11 protein-coding genes are annotated in these 20,331 nt (G+C 58.2%); 10 read left to right on the top strand and 1 reads right to left on the bottom strand.

Annotated elements, in window-relative coordinates:
• Nucleotides 1-118: 118 nt before the first annotated feature.
• The 8 genes from M3087_RS07200 (at nucleotide 119) to M3087_RS07165 (ending at nucleotide 12,536) form a co-directional block, all read left to right on the top strand.
• Nucleotides 119-721: a ribonuclease HII gene (locus tag M3087_RS07200; protein WP_249094694.1), complete on the top strand. Its 603-nt coding sequence runs from the start codon at nucleotides 119-121 to the stop codon at nucleotides 719-721.
• Between the two features lie 221 nt (nucleotides 722-942).
• Nucleotides 943-2,508: a cytochrome ubiquinol oxidase subunit I gene (locus M3087_RS07195; RefSeq protein WP_249094693.1), complete on the top strand. Its 1,566-nt coding sequence runs from the start codon at nucleotides 943-945 to the stop codon at nucleotides 2,506-2,508.
• Between the two features lie 102 nt (nucleotides 2,509-2,610).
• Nucleotides 2,611-3,759 carry a cytochrome d ubiquinol oxidase subunit II gene (locus M3087_RS07190; RefSeq protein WP_022383899.1) on the top strand — a complete coding sequence of 383 codons (1,149 nt, stop codon included), beginning with the start codon at nucleotides 2,611-2,613 and terminating at the stop codon, nucleotides 3,757-3,759.
• Nucleotides 3,760-4,241: 482 nt separating this feature from the next.
• The gene (locus M3087_RS07185; protein WP_249094692.1) at nucleotides 4,242-7,403 is read left to right on the top strand and encodes a SusC/RagA family TonB-linked outer membrane protein; all 3,162 of its coding nucleotides are present in this window, start codon (nucleotides 4,242-4,244) and stop codon (nucleotides 7,401-7,403) included.
• A 22-nt stretch (nucleotides 7,404-7,425) separates the two neighbouring features.
• The gene (locus tag M3087_RS07180) at nucleotides 7,426-8,955 is read left to right on the top strand and encodes a RagB/SusD family nutrient uptake outer membrane protein (protein WP_249094691.1); all 1,530 of its coding nucleotides are present in this window, start codon (nucleotides 7,426-7,428) and stop codon (nucleotides 8,953-8,955) included.
• 18 nt (nucleotides 8,956-8,973) lie between these two features.
• Nucleotides 8,974-9,822 (top strand): DUF4843 domain-containing protein, encoded by an 849-nt coding sequence (locus M3087_RS07175; RefSeq protein ID WP_249094690.1) that lies wholly within the window; start codon nucleotides 8,974-8,976, stop codon nucleotides 9,820-9,822.
• A gap of 13 nt (nucleotides 9,823-9,835) precedes the next feature.
• Nucleotides 9,836-11,434 (top strand): PKD-like family lipoprotein, encoded by a 1,599-nt coding sequence (locus tag M3087_RS07170; RefSeq protein ID WP_249094688.1) that lies wholly within the window; start codon nucleotides 9,836-9,838, stop codon nucleotides 11,432-11,434.
• A gap of 16 nt (nucleotides 11,435-11,450) precedes the next feature.
• Entirely contained in the window at nucleotides 11,451-12,536 is a 1,086-nt protein-coding gene (locus M3087_RS07165) for a thioredoxin family protein (RefSeq protein ID WP_022383904.1), read from the top strand.
• 270 nt (nucleotides 12,537-12,806) lie between these two features.
• On the opposite strand, the gene M3087_RS07160 is transcribed toward M3087_RS07165, so the two are convergent.
• Nucleotides 12,807-17,183, bottom strand: a complete 4,377-nt coding sequence (locus M3087_RS07160) for a hybrid sensor histidine kinase/response regulator transcription factor (protein ID WP_249094685.1) — start codon at nucleotides 17,181-17,183, stop codon at nucleotides 12,807-12,809.
• Between the two features lie 282 nt (nucleotides 17,184-17,465).
• Here M3087_RS07160 and pelA point away from each other — a divergent pair, with 282 nt between their 5' ends.
• Nucleotides 17,466-18,122 (top strand): pectate lyase, encoded by a 657-nt coding sequence (gene pelA / locus M3087_RS07155; protein ID WP_249094683.1) that lies wholly within the window; start codon nucleotides 17,466-17,468, stop codon nucleotides 18,120-18,122.
• A gap of 1,587 nt (nucleotides 18,123-19,709) precedes the next feature.
• Complete coding sequence (locus M3087_RS07150; protein WP_249094681.1) at nucleotides 19,710-20,249, top strand: helix-turn-helix transcriptional regulator; 540 nt, start codon at nucleotides 19,710-19,712, stop codon at nucleotides 20,247-20,249.
• The last annotated feature ends 82 nt before the right edge of the window (nucleotides 20,250-20,331 follow it).

Genomic DNA, 20,331 nt, shown 5'->3' with positions numbered 1-20,331 from the left:
ATTGATAATTGACAATTGACAATTGCCCTGCGGGTGGATTTCCTGTGTCCTGCTCGTGCAAGGCGTAATTGTCAATTGTCCATTGTCAATTGTCAATTAAAAAAGTCTCTTTCCTGCCATGCTATTACCTTATTATAATAGAGACCTGGTCGAAGCAGGCTGCGACGAAGCCGGACGCGGATGTCTGGCGGGTGCGGTCTATGCCGCGGCAGTGATTCTGCCGACGGACTTCGAGAACGAGTGGCTCAATGACTCCAAGCAGCTCACCGAGCACCGGCGTTATGCCCTGCGCGAAGTCATCGAGCGCGAAGCCGTGGCGTGGGCAGTGGGCGTGGTGTCGCCCGAGGAAATCGACGAACTGAACATCCTCCGTGCCTCCTTTCTCGCCATGCACCGCGCACTCGACGGGCTGTCCGTCCGTCCCCAGCACCTGCTCATCGACGGCAACCGCTTCATGCCCTACGGCGACACGCCCCACACTACGGTGGTGAAGGGCGACGGGAAGTACATGTCCATCGCCGCGGCGTCCATCCTTGCCAAGACCTACCGCGACGACTACATGAACCGTCTCCACGAGCAGTACCCCGTGTATGCCTGGGACCGCAACAAGGGTTACCCCACCAAGGCACACCGTGCCGCCATCCGTCAGTACGGACCCTCCCCCTACCACCGCCGCACCTTCAACCTCCTGGGCGACGCCCAGCTCTCGCTTGACCTCTGAATGCCGGCGTGCCCTCTCCGTTTTTACAAAACCGGATTCCCCCTTCTCGTCATTTACCTGCACGGAATCATCCGCTTTTTCCCCTCTTTTTCCGCTGAAATGTCAATGCGGCAGAATTATTTTGCCTCAGGAGCGTAAATTTTTCCCGGATTCTTGGAGCAGTTACATATTAATACTTATTTTTGTTCCAACAATAAGTTTAACCTAATCTTTCATTAAGCATGTTAGAACAAATCAACACTTCTCTGATCGACTGGTCACGGGCGCAGTTCGCCCTGACGGCGATGTACCACTGGCTGTTCGTGCCACTCACACTGGGGCTGGCATTGCTGATGGGCATCATGGAAACACTCTATGTCAGAACGGGCAATGAGTTCTGGAAACACACGACCAAGTTCTGGATGAAACTCTTCGGCATCAACTTCGTCATCGGTGTCGCTACGGGACTGATTCTGGAGTTTGAGTTCGGAACCAACTGGAGCAACTACTCCTGGTTTGTGGGCGATATCTTCGGAGCGCCGCTTGCCATCGAGGGCATCCTCGCCTTCTTCCTCGAAGCCACCTTCGTCGCCATCATGTTCTTCGGATGGGGACGCGTGAGCAAACGTCTCCACCTTGTCTCGACGTGGCTGACGGGTGCCGGTGCCGCCATCTCCGCCTGGTGGATTCTGGTGGCAAACTCATGGATGCAGAACCCGGTGGGCATGACGTTCAATCCCGACACGATGCGCAACGAGATGCAGTCCGCAGGCAGTTTCTGGGAAGTGGCGTTCTCTGACGTGGCTGTGGTCAAGTTCTGCCACACCGTGTTGAGCGGCTGGGTGCTCGGTGCCGTGTTTGTGGTCGGCATCTCCTGCTGGTTCCTGCTGAAGAAGCGTCACGAGCGCATGGCGTTGTCGAGCATCAAGATTGCTTCCGCCTTCGGACTCTTCTCCGCGCTGGTGGTTGCTTTCACGGGCGACACCTCGGGCTATCACGTGGCACAGAAGCAGCCCATGAAGCTGGCTGCCATCGAGGGACTCTACAATGGCGGCACGGAGCAGGGACTCACCGCCATCGGTCTGCTCAATCCCGCCAAGGAACGTTATGACGACGGCAAGGAACCTTTCCTCTTCGAAATCAAGATACCCTACGCGCTGTCCTTCCTCTCCACCCGCAGCCTGGACGGCTATGTCCCCGGCATCAACGAGGTCATTGCCGGCGGATACACCCAGCCGGACGGGACGGTGGCTCTCTCGGCTGCCGAGAAGATGGCTGCCGGACGCGAAGCTCTCAGCGCACTCGACGCCTACCGCACTGCCAAGCAGAACGGCGACCAGCAGGCGGCAGACTCCATCCTGCCCCGTCTGCAGAGCAATGTGAAATACCTGGGCTACGGCTACATCAACGAACCCGCCGAGCTGGTGCCCAACGTGCCCCTCAACTTCTACGCCTTCCGTGTCATGGTGGGGCTGGGGTGCTACTTCATCCTGTTCTTTGCCGTGGTGTTCTTCCTCGCCTATAAGAACCGTCTTGCCTCCATGCGCTGGATGCAGTGGATTGCCCTCTTCACCATCATCCTGGGCCATCTCGCCGGTCAGGCAGGCTGGATTGTGGCAGAGACCGGACGCCAGCCGTGGGCGATTCAGGACCTTCTGCCGGTGAATGCCGCCATCTCGTCGGTGCCGACCTACTCCGTGCAGACCACCTTCTTCCTCTTCCTCGCCGTGTTCACCATCCTGCTGATAGCCGGCATCAGCATTTCGCTGCGCATCATCCGCAAGGGTCCGGAGGGCATGGAGGACTGAGTATTCACACACATATCTACAAACCGTTCAGCCGGCTCCGGCACCTAGGTGGTCCCCGCAGGACCTGCCGCCGGTGCCCGGTTGTCCAATCAAACAATATCAATGGAAACATATAGCTTACTTCAACATTATTGGTGGTTCCTCATCTCCCTGTTGGGCGGACTGCTGGTGTTCCTGCTCTTTGTCCAGGGCGGCAACTCCCTGATATTCCAGTTGGGCAAAACCGACGAAGAGCGTGCATTGCTCATCAATGCCACGGGCCGTAAGTGGGAGTTCACCTTCACCACACTGGTCACTTTTGGCGGCGCCTTCTTCGCTTCCTTCCCCCTGTTCTACAGCACCAGCTTCGGCGGTGCCTACTGGGCGTGGATGATTATCCTGTTCAGCTTCGTGCTCCAGGCGGTGTCCTATGAGTTTCAGGCGAGCCTGGGCAACCTGCTCGGCAAGAAGACCTACCAGTGCTTCCTCGTGCTCAACGGCATCCTGGGTCCGCTGTTGCTCGGTGCCGCCGTCGCTACCTTTTTCACGGGCTCGAACTTCATCGTCGACAAGGGCAACATGAGCGACCTCTCCATGCCCGTCATCAGCCGTTGGGCGAACGGATGGCATGGCATCGACATCCTGTTCAACATCTGGAACTGGGTGCTCGGCATCGCCGTCTACTACCTCTCGCGTGTCCTTGGCGGACTCTACTTCCTCAACCGCATTGCCGACGACACCGTCATCGCCCGTTGCCGCCGCCGTCTGTTCGGCGACGCGCTCGCCTTCCTGGTGTTCTTCCTGGCTTTCGTCATCCGGACACTTGTCAGCGCAGGCTTCGCCGTGGACCCCACGACCCAGGAAGTCTACATGGAGCCGCTGAAGTACCTGAACAACTTCCTCGCGATGCCTGCCGTGCTGGCAGTGTTCCTCGTGGGAGTGGTGCTGGTGCTGTGGGGCATCGTCAAGGGCGTGTTCTCACGGACGCCCCGTCAGAGCATCTGGTTCGCCGGCATCGGCACGGTGCTCACGGTGACCGCCCTGTTGCTCTGCGCAGGCTACAACAACACTGCCTACTATCCTTCAGTGGCAGACCTGCAAAGCTCGCTTACCATCGCCAACAGCTGCTCCAGCCCCTTCACGCTGGAAGTGATGGCGTACGTGTCCATCCTCATCCCCTTCGTGCTGGCGTATATCTTCTATGCCTGGCGTGCCCTGGAGCGCAAGCCCATCACACGTGAGGAGCTGAAGAACGATGACCACGCCTATTAAGCGCATTTTTCGACTTAGCTAGATCTCTTAGAATAAGACGCGGGTGGCACCCTGGTACGGTATTCCGTATCCGGGGATGCCACCCGCTTTATTTGTGCCCGGCGGACGACGGCTGCGGCGGTAGTGTCACTTTTGCTCACCCGGGATGACAAATGGTTGTGGTTTCTAACTTTTATGAGTAAGTTTATTTTGAAATATAAAGTAAACTATTGTTTTTTATTCTTGAATCGTTATCTTTGTCGCCGCTAGAAGATTAATGAATATAAACTGTATATTATTTATGTAGAAATAGATATAAAAACAGTTTATAAAGAAGGAATATCTTTTTACCGGTCCGCAGACGCGTTTCTACGGATATTCCCCGAGCCGGTTCCGAGAGAGTCTTCCGCTTCCTGCCCAACACAGACACACGCACAAACACAAGGGCCGTATGAAAGCTTGAGCCTACATCGGTCTAACTAAAATAACAAATGAAGACTAGCATGAAAAAGTTCGCCTTAACAACTCATTCATCACGAAGCTTCTTCTCCCAACATTGGTCGCATGCCGTGAAGCCCGGTTGCCTCGCCATGGCCTTGTTGGTGGCTTCAGCGCTTCCCGCGATGGCGCAGACTCCCGCGGGAGGAGGTAAACAACAGACAACGGAGAGCCAGACACCGGAGAAGAAAGTCATTTACAGGGGCGTAGTCATCGACGACACCGATGCCCCGTTGCCGGGCGTCAGCGTGACGCTCCCCCACAGCAAAGGCACGGGCGTGACTACCGACGTCAACGGACGTTTTGAAATCTCTGTCCCCGAGAGCGTACACAACCTCGTGTTCTCCTACATCGGCATGAAGACGCAGACCGTGCGTGTGAAGGGCATTACCAAGGACATCACCGTCCGCCTGGAGTCGGACGCGGTCAACCTGAAGGAAGCCGTCGTGACGGGTATCTACACCCGTAATGCCGAGAGCTTCACCGGCTCCATGGCGACCTACACGAACAAGGAACTCAAGCAAGTCGGAAACCTGAACGTGCTCCAGAGCCTCCAGGCACTCGACCCGGCGTTCGTCATCACGGACAACAACCTCCGCGGTGCGGACCCGAACGCCACGCTGGACATCAGCATCCGCGGTACGACGAACCTGACCGACCTGGAGTCGGACTACGAATATGACCCCAACCAGCCGCTCTTCATCCTCGACGGTTTCGAGAGCGACCTGACGACCATCACCAACCTCAACATCGACCGCGTGGCAAGCATCACCATCCTGAAGGATGCCGCCTCCACCGCCATCTACGGTTCGAAGGCAGCCAACGGCGTTGTGGTAGTCGAGACTGTGAAGCCCGAGCCGGGCAAGCTGCGCTTCTCCTACAGCGGCAACTACCAGGTGGCATGGGCGGACCTGACGGACTATAACATGATGAACGCGCGTGAGAAGCTCGCCTACGAGAAGCTTGCCGGACGCTATGCTTCGGGTGACTACAACCTCGATGCGAACGGCGAAATCATCGACGAGGATCAGCGCCAGATTTACTACAACCGCCTCAAGCTGGTCGAGCAGGGACTCGACTCCTACTGGCTCAATGAGCCGCTGCGCACCGCCTTCACCCAGACGCACAACATCTACGTCGACGGCGGTGACTCAGCCTTCCTCTACGGTGTGGGCGTGAACTACAGCAACACGCAGGGTGTCATGAAGGGTTCGGGCAAGGATGCGCTCAACGGAAACATCCGCCTGACCTACCGTGTGGACCGCCTCTCGTTCTCGAATAATACGAACCTCAACTATAACACGAGCGACACCGAGCCGGTGGCATTCCGCAACTTCGTCAACGCCAACCCCTACTATTCGAAATACAACGAGAACGGTGAGATCACCAAGTACTTCGAGCGTACGGCAACCCTGAGCGGCTATGAGTACGCCTACAACCCCTTGTGGGACTTCAACCAGAAGAGCTACAACCGGACGAACACCTTCTCGCTGAACAACAACTTCCAGGTCGAGTGGCGCATCCTGGAAGAACTGCGCCTGCGTGGCCGCTTCGGTGTGACCATCGCGCAGAACGAGTCGACCGTCTTCCATTCGCCCGAAGAGACAATGTTCGCCGAGACCGACCGCCTGGAGCGCGGAACGTATGCGAAGAACAGCTCGCGCGACACGTCCTATGACGGTACCCTCGACCTGACCTACGGACGCACCTTCGGCAACCACATGCTCAACCTGATCGGCGGTATGCAGTTCACCGAGTCCAACTCCGACGCGGAGGCATTCTCTGCCCTGGGCTACATGTCCGACCAGTATTCCAACCCGAACTTCTCGATGGGTTACCCCGACGGTGGCAAGCCCAGCTCCACGGTGGTGAAGTCGCGTACGGCAAGCTACTACTTCAACTTGAACTACGGCTACGACATGCGTTACCTCGTCGACTTGAACCTCCGTACCGACGGTGCTTCGGTGTTCGGCATCAACAACCCCTTCTCGACCACCTGGTCCTTCGGTCTGGGATGGAACGTGCACAACGAGAAGTTCCTTGCTGACTCGGACGTAATCAGCTACATGAAGCTCCGCTACTCACTCGGTAACCCCGGTAACAGCAACCTCGACGCCAAGCGTGCCAACACGGTCTACAACTATTACACGGCGTTCCAGAACCCCTTCGGTCTTGCCGCACTCGTCAGCCAGTGGGGTAACAAGGACCTCGAATGGCAGCGTACGCTCGACCAGAACATCGGTATCGACCTGGCTTTCATGGACGACCGCCTGCGCTTCACCTTCGACTACTTCACGAAGACGACTGACCCGTTGCTGCTCTCCATCTCCCTGCCTCCCTCGACCGGTACGACGACCAGCCCGATGAACATCGGAACGATGCACAACGAGGGCTTCACCTGGCAGGCAACCTACTTCGTGCTCCGTGGCAACGACTACAACTGGAGCCTCACTGCCAACATGAACCACGTGAAGACCAGCTACGACGACATGGGCAACTACCTGGAGTACCTCAACGAACAGGGCCGTGACGAAGAGGCGTACACCCTCCGCCGTTACTACGATGGCGCCAGCCCCACGGCGTTGTGGGCGGTGCGTTCGGCAGGTATCGACCCGATGACCGGTAACGAGGTCTTCATCAAGAAAGACGGAAGCTACACCTTCGAGTGGGACACTGCCGACGAGGTTGTCTGTGGTGACACCACGCCCGACGTGGAAGGCACCTTCGGCACCTCGGCATACTGGAAGGGCTTCTCGATGAACCTCATCTTCTCCTACCGCTACGGCGGACAGGCCTTCCGCCAGACGCTGTTTGACAAGGTGGAGAACATCTCCGAGTCTGACCTGATGTACAACCAGGACAAGCGTGCCTACTACGACCGTTGGCAGAAGCCCGGCGACCATGCCAAGTTCAAGCGCATCGACGACCTCTCGGAGTCGCACATGACGAGCCGCTTCATCGAGGACGAGAACACGCTGAAGCTCACCACGCTCTCCTTCGGCTATGAGAACCAGACGGCTCCCTGGCTGAAGACCATCGGTGCCTCTTCCTTCAACGTCCGCCTGTCGATGAACGACCTCTTCTACCTGTCGACCATCAAGGAAGAGCGCGGTCTGGACTACCCCTTCCAGCGCTCGGTGATGATGTCGTTGGGCCTTAGCTTTTAACCCCTAAAACCAGTGAATCAATATGAACTACAAGAATATCATCAAATGTCTGTTCGTGGCTGGCACCCTGTCCGTGTCGACTTCGTCCTGCTCCGACTGGCTTGAGGTGGACATGGAAGACAGCATCCTGGAGACCACCCTCTTTTCCACGAACGAAGGCTTCCTCACCGCGCTCAACGGTGTCTACTCATCGCTCAACAACTCGTCGCTCTACGGCGGTACGCTGGGCATGGTCGGCATCGACATCATGGCGCAGTACTACAACGTGCCCAACGTCATCAACCAGCACAACTACTATTACTGGAGCGGCTACAACTACTCCGACAACAACTTCGACAACGCGTCGAACTCCCTGTGGAGCAACATGTACTCGCTCATTGCCAACGTAAACCTCCTGCTGGAGAAGTGCGACGAGCCGGATGCCGCCATCCTGGACCGCTACTATCCGTTGGTGAAGGGTGAGGCGCTCGCCCTGCGCGGCATGATGCACTTTGATCTGCTGCGCTTCTACGGACCCATCTATTCCGACGCGACGGCTTCGCAGGAGTGCCTGCCCTATCAGGAGGACAGCCGCCGCACCGTGCAGCCCCTGATTTCAGCCGAAGAGTTCCTCAACCGGGTTATCCGCGACCTCGACGCAGCCGCCGAGCTGTTGAAGGAGTGCGACCCCGTCCTGACCGAAGGTGTGAAGGACGGCGTGTTGAGCGACGACGGACTGGACAGCTACGACTGGTCCTACCGCCAGCTCCGCCTGAACTACTACGCCGTGCAGGCGCTCCGGGCACGTGCCTACCTGTGGAAGGGGGACAAGGCGACGGCATACGACATTGCCAAGAACGAGGTCATCGCCAAGAGCGAGACCGAGCAGCTTGACGTCTTCCCGTGGATGGACCGCACCACCGTTCAGGAGACCATCGAGAACTCCCGTCCCGACTATGTGTTCTCTGACGAGGTGATGTTCAGCCTCTACAACATGAGCCGCGACAACCTCTATGACAACTACTTCAGCGCGTCGGTGAATGCCAACAACCGCCTCTGCTTCGTCGGCTCGTCGGAGACCGGCAGCGACTCGAAGCTCGCCTCGTTCTACGACGACACCAACGACATCCGCCGCCGCATGTGGAGCTTCCAGGAGGGAGAGACCTCGGGCGACAACGCCATCTGCTTCGTGAAGTTCCAGGACTTCAGCGTTAGCTCGGAGAGCGGTGACACACTGACCTACCGCTACATGACCCCGCTCATCCGCAAGAGCGAGATGTACCTCATCGCTGCCGAATGTACGGACGACATCACCGAGGCTGCCACGCTCATCAACACGGTGCGCAACGTGCGCGGTGCCGTCTCCCTCGACGTGACTCCCGACAACAAGCAGGAGCTCATCACCCGCGAATTTGCCCGTGAGGTCGTGGGCGAAGGACAACTGTTCTTCTACTACAAGCGACTGGGCATGACCTCGATTATCTCCGGAACGTCAGCGAGCGGTTCCGCCTCCATGAGCGTGGACAGCTATGTCATACCGCTGCCGAGCGACGAAGAAGACTTGCGTAACTAACCATTAAGAACGACGAATATGAAGAAACTGATTTATACACTTTGCTGCCTGTTAGGATTGGCTTCGTTCGCGGCGTGTGAGAAGGACATGCCTGCCTATGAGGGAAAAGACGGGCTTTACTTTGACGTGCAGTACACCAACGTGCCCCACTTCACCAATCCGGACATGTGGGCACACCAGCTCTACACCTGGGTGCGCTTCGTTTCCATGCCCGAAGGTGCCACCGACACGACGCTGAGTCTGAAGGTGAATGCCGTGGGCGAGGCACGCGACTACGACCGTGTGTTCAATGTGGCTGTGGTTGCCGACAGCACGACGGCTGTGGCTGACCAGGAATACAAGGACCTCTCCGAGCAGTGTGTCATCAAGGCGGGGGAGACCTCGGGCCTTGTCAACGTGACCATCCTGCGCTCCGACCGCGTGGCAGAGGAGACGGTACAGCTGCAGCTGACGCTCGTGCCCAACGAGTACTTCGACCTGCCGTTCACCTACATCACGGAGATTCCGGGACGCTACACCGAGGGCATGACGGACTTCTACAACAACCCCGACCCCCGCGTGCACAACATCTTCATCTCCGACATCATGACCCAGCCGACCATCTGGCCGTTGAACTTCGGAGAATTCTCGCGTGAGAAGATGGAGCTGATTCTCCGCCTTTACCCCGACGTGACCTACGACGATTTCAGCGCACTGGTGACCGTGCCTTTCATCATGCAGAACATCATCAACGAGATTGTCTCGAACTACCTCGTGGAGCAGTTCCGTGCCGGGAACCCCATCACGGACGCCGACGGGACGCTCATGTGGTTTAGCAATGTGCCTTGGGAGGAAAGCTCCATGCCGGGCGATGTTGTCCTTGATTAACTAAGAAACGATTATGAAGAACTATATTTATCCCTGCTTGCTGGCAGCCGCTGCCAGCCTTGCCTCGTGTGTCGACGACAAGGGCAGCTACACCCTTTCGCCCATCAACGAGGTAGAGATTACACTGAGTAACGAAGACGGCTACGTAGCCTATCTCGCGGGTGACCCCGTACACATCTCTGCCGATGTCACCGGAACGATGGCGGAGACCAACGAGCCCTCGCGCTACGCTTACCACTGGTATGTGAAGATTATCACCAACCTGTCGAGCATGGCGTCCGAGACGATAGACCTGAGCGAGGAACGCGAATTCGACTACGTTGCCGACGGCTCCCTGCTGCCGGGCAGCTACACGCTCTATCTGGAGGTGACCGACCTGGAGACGGGGCTGAAGACCATCCAGCAAAGCTCGCTCGCCGTCCTCTCCCAGATGACGACGGGTTACCTCGTGCTCGGCGAGAGCACCGACGGCACGGTCAAGATGGACATGATTACCACGATGGCGGAAGACACCATCCTGCTGGAGGACGTCTTCACCGACCCCAACATCAGAGAGCCCGAGTCGCTCGTCTTCATCGGACAGACGCGCTACGGCGAATACCAGAACCTGTGGCTGACCGCCGCCGACCAGTCGTACTCGCTGACCAACGGCTCCTACTTCGAGCTGCTGGAGGACAACACGCTTGACTCGAAGATGCTGACCACCTTCGACGTGAAGCGCCCGATGCGTGTCATCGACATGTTCCCCCGCTATGACGCCAGCTACGGTTGCCGAGGCGACTCTAAGCGCGGATACATCACCGACGACGCCATCTACGTCACCTCGATGATGTCGAACGACCAGATTTTCGGTAACCCCATCAACCGCTACAGCAACACGAGCACCGAACTGTTCACGCCCTACCGGCTGGCTTTCGTGGTTAACGGAGCCTACATGTCGTCGCTCTTCCTCAACGCCATCTTCTATGACATGGACAGCCAGGCCTTCGTCGGTCCGAACAGCAACAGCCCGACGAGTGCGACCTACTGCCGGAAGCTCCAGGCGAGCGCAAGCGCAGCCTTCGAGTGGGACCAGAGCAAGTATCCCGACAACCGCCGCCTCGTCTTCGGACAGAACGGCAACGCCGGCTACTCGTATGTGGTCCTGACCGACGACCAGAACAAGTGGTACGCCTATTCGTTCAAGCCGTCGAGCACCACTTCCCCCTCCCAGTGGTTCAGCACGGAGATTGACCAGAGCGTGGCTACCGACTTTGCACAGGCGAGCCACTATGCCTTCTCCGACGACGAGACCGAGATGGTCTATGCCGTGGGTTCGAAGCTCTACGGGTACGACCTGGAGCGTAACATCGGCCGCCTGCTGAAGGACTACGGCAGCGAAATCATCCTCCTCGACCGCGATGCCGAGTCGACCACCGCCCGCAACAAGTTCTACATCGCTGTCTCCGCAGGCGACGGCAAGAGCACCCTCAGCTGGTTCACCATCGCGTCCGACCCGAACGACATCCCGTTTGAGGAGGATGAGGACATGGTATGGGAAATCAACTCCACCGTGAAGGGTATCCAGTGGAAGAGTGCCGGAGACCTTGCCGACGAATCAGGATATTATTGATAACAACTCAACAACAATGAAAAAGCTATTCATCACTCTCTTTACTGCCTTGCTGGCCATCCCCGGCCTGGCACAGACCAACTTCCGCCCGCTCACGCTCGACCAGGCAGTAGAGCAGGCAAAGAAGGAAAACAAGCTCGTGTTCGTCGACTTCTACACCGACTGGTGCGGCCCCTGCCGCGTGATGGCGAACACCGTCTTCCCGCAGAAGAAGGTGGGCGACTACTTCAACGCCCGTTTCGTCTGCATCAAGCTCAATGCCGAGAAGGAGGGCAAGGCGGACGCCGCCACCTACCAGGTGAAGGCATACCCGACCTTCCTCGTGCTCGACACGGACAAGAAGGTGAAGCTCGACATCAAGGGCTCCATGACCGCGGACAACTTCATCTCGAAGATTGAGAGCGAACTCAACCCCGAGCTTTCGCCCGAAGCCATGAAGAAGCGCTACGATGCCGGCGAACGTACCCCCGAGCTGGTCAACGCCTATGCCTTCCACTTCATGGAGGAAGGCAAGGAGGAAGAGGGCTTCCGCATCGTCAACGCCTATTTTGACTCGCTGACGGACGCACAGCGGCTCGCTCCCGAGAACTTCTTCCTCTTCTCGCGCTACACCATCCGTCTCGATGACCCGAAGGCAGACTTCCTCGTGGCACACCGCAGCGAGTTTGATCCCGCCGTCCGTGCCCGTGCCGAGGAGCACGCCCAGAAGCTCTATCACGCCGGGCTGGTGAGCTACCTCTCCGGCTTCCAGTTTGCCGAAGGGAAGTATGACGCTGCCGCCTACGGTGCCCTGAAGCAGTCCATCATCGACTGCGGACTGGACAAGACCTATCCGTATGCTCCGCTCTTCGCCCTCATCGAGTGCTATGCCCAGGGCGACAAGGCTGCCTACTTTGCCTTGCTGAAGGAGAAGCAGCCCGAGATGAACGAGAACGACTTCAACCTCGTGTTGCTCAACTTCTCCCGTCTCTTCCCCGCTGCCACGACCGACAAGGCGCTGCTGGCAGAAGGAGCCAAGTACATTCGTTCGATTCTCCCCGGTCTGAAGCCGTCGACCATCATGATGATGGGACAGCTCCTCCAGAGTCTGGAAGGGAAATAACACGCTGCTTCCGCCACCCGGCGGAACACGGCTAAACGATTGAAAAAGGGTGTATCAAGGTGAGCCGACGCTCATCCTTGGTACACCCTCTCTTTGTGCATGTGCCCTGAGGCTCGTCCTGGCAGGGGACAAGCAAGCTACAAGCCGGGGATAGATGGACCAAAGTATAATACTTAGACCCCCTAAGTATAATACTTAGGCTGCCAAAGTATAATACTTTGGTCTGTTTATCCCCGGTTTGTATCGTGTCTCTCCCGCACCCCGTGAGTATCAGGAGCGTGCTTCCTCGTTCTTCATCTTCCGATACTCCGACGGGGACATGCCGTAGACCTGCTTGAAGCACTTGCTGAAGTAGTGTGAGTCGTAGAAGCCGGTGAGGAAGGCTATCTCCGTCATCGTCTGGTTGCCCGTCTCCAGCAGTTCGGCGGCTTTGCGGAAGCGCAGGTCGCGTATCAGCTCTACGGGCGACAATCCTGTGAGCGCCTTTGTCTTCTTGAACAGCACCGAGCGGCTGACGCCCATCTCGCGTGCCAGGCTCTCCACGTTCAGCTCGGGCGAGCCGAGGTGCGAGCCGATGTGGTCTGTCATCCGGTCGATGAATGCCTGTTCGGCCGGGGGCAGGGTGCTGTCGGGAGCGGTGTCGTCGGGGGTAGCGTCCGTCTCGGGGTAGATGAACTGCGAGCGGTACAGCTCCTGCAGGCGGCGTCTGCCACGGACGATGTTGTCCGCCTGTGCCCGGAGCACCTTCGAGCTGAACGGCTTCGGGACGTATGCTTCCACGCCCAGGTTGAGGCTCTCCACCTCGCCCTCGGCGCTCGACTCGTTGGTCAGCAGGATGACCGGGATGTGGCTGGTGGCGGGATTGCGGCGGAGCATCTTGAACATCTCCGTCCCGCTGAGCACCGGCATGTGGATGTCGCTGATGACGAGGTCCGGGTTGTGGCTCACCGCACAGAGGAAGCCCTCCTCGCCGTTGGCTGCCGTCAGGGTGCGGTAGCCGGTCGAGAAGGTGGACTCGAGGAAGCCGCGCAGCTCGGCATTGTCCTCGACGATGAGCAGGAGCGGACGGGTGGCGTCGGCGTCTTCTCCGGACGTGTCGGAAGCGGGGACTGCCGGTTCGTCGGTGTCATCGCCGTCCTCGAGGATGAACTCCGTGTCGGGGCCGAAGTGGTCCCTGCCCTTGGGCAGCTCCACGGTGAAGGTCGAGCCGTTGTTCACGCTGCTGGTCACGCTGATGTGTCCGTGGTGCAGCTCGACCAGCTCCTTGATGAGCGACAGTCCGATGCCCGTCGTCGGCACACGGGATGCCTGCCGCTGCACGAAGCTCTCGAAGCGGTCGAAGAGGTGGGGTTGCCGTTCCTCGGGGATGCCGTAGCCCTGGTCGATGACACGGACGGTGATGTGTTCCCCGTGCTCCTCGACGGCGACCGTGATGCGTTTCCCGCGCGGGGAGTACTTGAAGGCGTTTGAAAGGAGGTTGAAGAAGACGCTTTCCAGCTTGTCGGCGTCCGCCCAGACCGTGAGCGAGGGAGCCTTCATCTGCAGCTCTAGCCGGGTGTCCTCGCTCTCGGCAAGTCCGGCGAACGAGCGCAGGAGCTGTTCGAAGAAGGCGCGCAGCTCCACGCGGCGCACCGTCAGGTGCATCTTGCCGCTGGTCACCTTCTGGAAGTCGAGTATCTGGTTGATGAGGCGGATGCTGCGGCGGGTGTTCTTCTGCATGATTTCCAGGTTCTGGCGCACCTGGGGCGAGAGCTCCGGCTGTTCGAGGACGTTCTCCAACGGCGACACGACGAGGGTAAACGGCGTACGCATCTCGTGGACGATGTTCGTGAAGAAGTCGGTCTTCACCTTGGCGAGCTTCTGCTCGAGGAGCATGCGCTGCTTCAGCTTGTAGTGTCCCAGCACGATGGCGCCTGCCCCCGTCGTCGCGGCAAGGAAGAGGACGATGGCGAGCGCGATGCCTCCCGGCGAGCCCCAGAACGAGGGCAGCACACGGATGTGGAGGCAGCTCTCGTTGTCCATCCAGCGTCCGTCGCTGTTCGTGGAGCGCACGCGGAAGGTGTAGTCGCCCGGCGGGATGTTCGTGTAGACCGCCTTCGGCTCGTTGCCCACATAGTGCCAGTCGTCGAAGCCGTCGAGCTTGTAGGCGTATTGCAGGCGGTCGGGGAAGTTCATGTCGAGTGCCCGGAAGAGGAGGTTGAACGAGTTGCGGTCGTGGCTGAGCGTCACCGTCCGGTTGTTGCCGAAGGCGTAGGGCTGTCCGTTGGCGTCGGTCACGGGACTGTCGTTTGCCGAGAAGGCGGTCAGCACGATGTTGGGCTTGAACGTGTCCTTCTCGATGTCACCCGGACGGAAGGCGAGCAGTCCGCGGTCGGTGGCGAAGATGAGCCTGCCGTGCCCGTCGTCGGCAGCATCGTTGTCCGAGAAGGTGAGGGGAGAGGGGAAGAAGCGGTCGTCGAAGGTGTCGAACGTCCGTGCCTGCGGGTCGAACTTGCACAGCCCGCCCTCCGTGGCGAGCCACAGGCAGCCGTTGCCGTCCTCCTGCATCGTGTAGAGCACGTCGGAGGGCAGCCCGTCGCGTGTGGTGTAGTTCGCGAGGGTCCCGTCGGGAGAGAGGCGGAAGAGCCCCTTGCCGAAGGTGGCGAGGTTGAGCGTGCCGTCTCCGGAACGGTAGATGAAGAAGACGGAGTTGGTGTTGAAGGCGCCCCGTTTTGCCGCCAGCGTATGCAGGTCCTCAAAGACGACCGACTCGGGCGCGTTCTGTTCGGGACGGAAGCGCAGCAGCCCCTGTGTCGTGGCAATCCAGATGTGTCCCCGTCCGTCTTCGCACAGGCAGCGTATCTGGCGGAAAGCGGCAGGATAGTGCGTCAGCCGGTGTCCCGGGTGGAAGAAGACGGTCTGCCCCTCCGCCCCGCGTCCGACGGCGTTGAGTCCGTTCCCTGCCGTGCCGACCCAGATGCGTCCGTTGCTGTCCTCCAGCAGGAAGGTCACGCGGTTGTCGCTGAGCGATGCCGGGTCGTCCGTCCGGTGGACAAACCGCTCTACCCGGTAACGCCCTCCGGCGAGTGGTGTCGCCTTGAAGAGGCCGCTCCCGTCGGTGCCTATCCAGATGTTCCCTTCCCGGTCCTCCAGGATGGCGTTGGCACGTCCCACGGGACTCCGCTGCGGCGTGACGGTCCCCTGTGCGGAGAAGTAGCCCCGGAAGCGGCGCGTGCGTGTGTCGAAGAGATGGATGGTGCTGTCCTGTGCGCCCATCCACAGGTTGCCCCGGCTGTCGGCACAGAGTCCGCGCGTACGGTTGGCGTTGCTGTAGAGGTCGGTGGGGTCGGGCGAGAGCAGGTCGAAATGGTTGCTCTTGAACGTGAGCTTCAGCACGCCCTTGTTCGCCCTGCCCAGCCAGAGGTTGCGTTGCTTGTCGACATAGAGGGAGGACGGCTCGGTGAAGTCGGGCATGCCCTGGGTGGCAGGCAGGATGAGGGGGAACAGCTCGTGGTTCTCCATGTCATAGTAGTTGAGCGCCTTGTCGGGCGCATAGAACCAGATGCGCTGGTTGCGGTCCTCGAAGATGGAGATTTTGTTGCGGGTGTCGATGGTGCGGCGGTGGCGGTCCAGCAGACGGAAGCGGCGCTGGCTCTCCTTGTCCGGCTCCAGGCAGGTGATGAACGAGTTGTCGAGGTAGGTCACCCAGATGTTCTTGTCCTGGTCGACGTAGCAGTCGCCGATATGGTTGCTCTCCAACCGTCGCGGGGCAGGCTGTGAGGCGGAGTAGTGGAGTGCCCGCCCCGACTCCAGGTCGTGGAGGAAGAAGCCGTCGCTCCCGGTCATGTAGAGCGACTTCGTGTCGGTGTATGCCTTGATGCGGACGATGTTGTCCGTCGTGGCGAGGCGGATGAGCGAGTGCTGCCGCTCCCTGTTCCGGTAGATGTAGACCTTGCCGTGGTCGCTGCCTATCTGGAACAGGTTGAGCCGCTTGCGCATGCTGTAGTAGCGGTCGTCCGTCCCCAGGGGATGGCGGGTGAGCTTGCCCGTCTGCTCGTCATAGTCGAGGAACTCCCGCCGGGAGAGAATCCAGACGTGGTGCTCGCGGTCGTTCGAGACCATGACGATGTCCGTGTCGTCGCCCGGCGGATAGTCGAGCACCGTCTCATAGTCGAGCACCGTCTCATAGTCGAGCTGTTCGCCCTCGCCGTAGCGGGCACGCACCAGCCGTCCGTTGTCCAGGTGAAGCCAGATGTCGCCGTTGGGCAGGAGCTGGAGACTCTTGACCGTCCCCAGCGAGTCGGGCAGGGGGAAGAACCGGCGCGTGTAGGGGTTGAAGCGGACGGTCCTCCGGTTGTCGTTGGTGAGCCAGATGTAGCGGCGGCTGTCCTCCCGCAGCGAGGTGATGAGGTTGTTGGCAATCCCGATGCTGTCGCTGTCCTCCAGGCGGTAGTTGGTGAAGTGCGCCCCGTCGAAGCGGCTGAACCCGTTCGAGGTGCCGAACCACAGGTAGCCTTGCTTGTCCTGGATGGTGACGTTGATGGTCTGCTGAGGCAGTCCGTTGGTGGTATCATAGAGGGTGGGGACGTAGGAACCTTGTGCACCGGCAGGCATCGTGCCGGCAAGGACGGACAAGGTCAGGAGCAGGAAGGTTAACAGTCGTCTCATGGGGATGAGTAGTTGTCGGGAAGCCGTGCCGAACCCATTCCGGCGGAAACGGGACGCGGATACCTGCCGTCGGCAACTTGGAAACAACTAAGCCGGCTTCACCCGCATCCCCTGCTCCCGCAGGATGAGTACCGCGCTGTGCAGGCACAGCCTCGTCGGTGTCTTTAGATGTGTTTGTCCACAAATCTACACATAAAAAACACAAAAATACCCCATTTTGCCTGCGATATTAATGTATTTTTGTAAATGTAAATGACTTTGGATACTTAACAACCGACGTATATGAAAACACAAATCCTTTCCCTCCTCTGTTGCCTGTTCGCCTGGCTGCTGCCCGTGCAGGCACAAGACAGTCCCGACATCCGGAATTTCTCCTGGAAGAAAGTAGCCGACCGCATGCCCGACGAGTGGTATGGCAGTCAGCAGGCACGCGCCTCGTTTGACAAAGGCATCGGCTGCATCCTCAAGACCCAGATCCGTGTCGACGGCAAGCCGACGGTCTGGTGTGCCCAGCACGACGAGCACACCTTTGCCCCGGCTCCTGCACGTGCCTACGAACTGGCTTCGTTCAGCGGTGCAGAGTCCGCCTCCATCGTGGCGCTGCTCATGTCCATTCCCCATCCTTCGCCCGAGATTGTCGCAGCTGTCAAGGGAGCCGTGGCGTGGTTTGAGACCTATGCCGTGAAGGACATCCGGGTGGAACGCGTTCCGGACGGCAGTCCCAAGGGCGACGCCCGTGTTGTCTCCGCCCCGGGCAATGTCCTTTGGGCACGTTTCTATGACCTCGAAACCGGCAAGCCCTTCTTCTGCGGACGCGACGGGGTGAAACATGCCACCCTTGCCGAGATTGAAAAGGAACGCCGTGGCGGTTATTCCTGGTACACCAATGCCCCGCAACGCGTCCTTGACCGCTATGCAAAGTGGATTTCGGGCATTTGACCCAAATCTACCCACAAGAAAATGCAAATCTACACAGCCGGACCCCCTGCCGCTCACTACCTTTGCATCGTCAAAACAGAAGAATAAGAGAAAGACTTATTCAAACATATACAACCAAGGATCAGTTATAACATTAGGCTTATATTTCTATCTAGTTAAGAGCCGGCTCGTCCGGCATCTTTCCTTTACATTCCAAAAATGTGGGTGAAAAGTACAATGCGTGTGGGGCAGTGATGCCGTGCACGCATTATTTTTTATGTACGCTCGGTCCCTGTATCAGCATGCAACCAATGCCCGTGAAATGCTTGACAAAGTCCTTCAAAAGCCACTTTTGCGCTAACGCGTACTTTCCCAATTCCGCTCAAACCAGAAGCCAACTGCTAACAGATGTTACCGAAAATCGCGGAATCAGCCTTTGATTTTAGAAAACTATACATTCCGTTCTCGGAATATTGGCAAAACGTGCCCGCAACAATATTGTTTCGCGAGCCAAACTATATTGTTTGAGACATGAAACAATATAGTTTCCGCCTCCAAACAATATTGTTTGAGGTGTCGAAGTCAAATATTTGGAGAACGAAGTGTTTGAATTCCGGGTTTCGTCTTCCAGAAGGTGGAACGGGAGACTGATTTTGAAACTATTAAAAAGAGTGCGGTTGAGTGCATCCCCTATGCATGAGGCTGCTCTCTCTAAATCTTCCCTATCCAAATAACAGGAAAATCCCCCTTCCCGAATCAATGTGTATTTTGCGAAACGCTCCAGAATCCTTTCTTTGCGCGCTCACTCGTCCTTTGGCGTAAGCATTGCCCCTGTAGAGCCCTTCATTTGACATTTTGTCAAACGCGCCTGGTCCAATCCTGATTGTTTGCCCTGCATTTATACATGGTGGTGGACAATGAATCGTTCGAAATGCGTTTGAACGGTTGTTGAACATGGTTTGAATGGTTGTTGATTGGTTGTTGGACGTTGCATTGGACCGGTCTGGTCGCCCGGTCCAATAAGGGAATGCCGATTGATTTTCTTCTCAATCCTTATAGTGACCTCGTGTTATCAGAGCTGGTGAATTCAGTGTTGTTTGACGCATTACCGCAAAAACACCAAGTGAAATGGCGCAAAAACACCAAGTGAAATGCCACAAAAACACCAAGTAGCGGAAGCACGGGGTGTCCCTTGCCAATCCCGTGACTTTTGGTTTCTTTTGTGGCAGAAACTCCTAAACCTTGCGCCATGAAACAAACTCTTTTCCCGCTCTCCCTGCTGGTCGCACTCCTCTTCGTGGGAATCGGGTGTGACCGACGTCCGTTCAAGGACGATCCCGCCTTCGATGACAAGGTGCTCATCCTCGAAAACAATCCCGAACTGTTGCTCGTCCGCATGACAAAGGACTTCCTTGCCGACCGTCCCATCACCGATGAAGCCTCGGCTACCGATTTTCTCGTCCGCACGCTGGCACAGGTCTATACCGTCTATGGAACAGTGCCCGACAGGGAACGGCTGGAACAGTGCCTTGCCATCTTCCGTTCCGCCCGCAAGGCACAGCAACAGCTCGAGACGCTCTACCTGCTCGCCGACATCCACCGGCGGGTGTGGCAGTGTTGCTCTTTGCCGGGCTTGTGGTGCAGACGTGGCGGTACCGACGGGAGAGGCACCGCCATGCATCGCTCCGGCAAAGCGTCGGTGAACGGGAACGCTTCGAGACGGCAAGCGAGGAGATGAAGGAACTGGTCCGCTGCGACTTGCAGCTCTTCAGGGAGTTGATGGCGCGGCGGAGCCTCCGTCAGGAGAAGGGACAGGAGGCGAAGCAGGTGTCCGACCGTTCTGCCCCATCGGAGGATGCCGATGTCCCGTTTACCCGTTGGGACCTGTTCTACCGCCACATCGATTTCCTCTTCGACGGGTGCTACACGCAGCTCGTCCGCCTCTACCCTTCGCTGACGGAGAAGGAGGTGCAGCTCTGCTGCCTGTTGACGGCCGGCTTCCGTACCGACGAGATAGCCGGTGTGTGGATGCAGAGCGTCTTTTCCGTCCACAAGTGCAAGACGGATGTCCGCAAGAAGCTGGGTGTCCCCGACGGCGGAGACATCACGGCTTTCCTGCGTCAGGAAGTGCAGGAATCCGCCCGTTGAGGCGCAATATTCCGCCGTCCGTTTGCCTGCGTCTCAGAATCTGCCTACCTTTACCACGGATAAGCGGAAGAATTGCCGCCGA

The organism is Mediterranea sp. ET5 (assembly GCF_023337025.1).
Taxonomy (GTDB): domain Bacteria; phylum Bacteroidota; class Bacteroidia; order Bacteroidales; family Bacteroidaceae; genus Phocaeicola_A.
The sequence above is the reverse complement of the archived record's forward strand: the minus strand, read 5'-3'. Positions and strand labels throughout refer to the sequence as shown.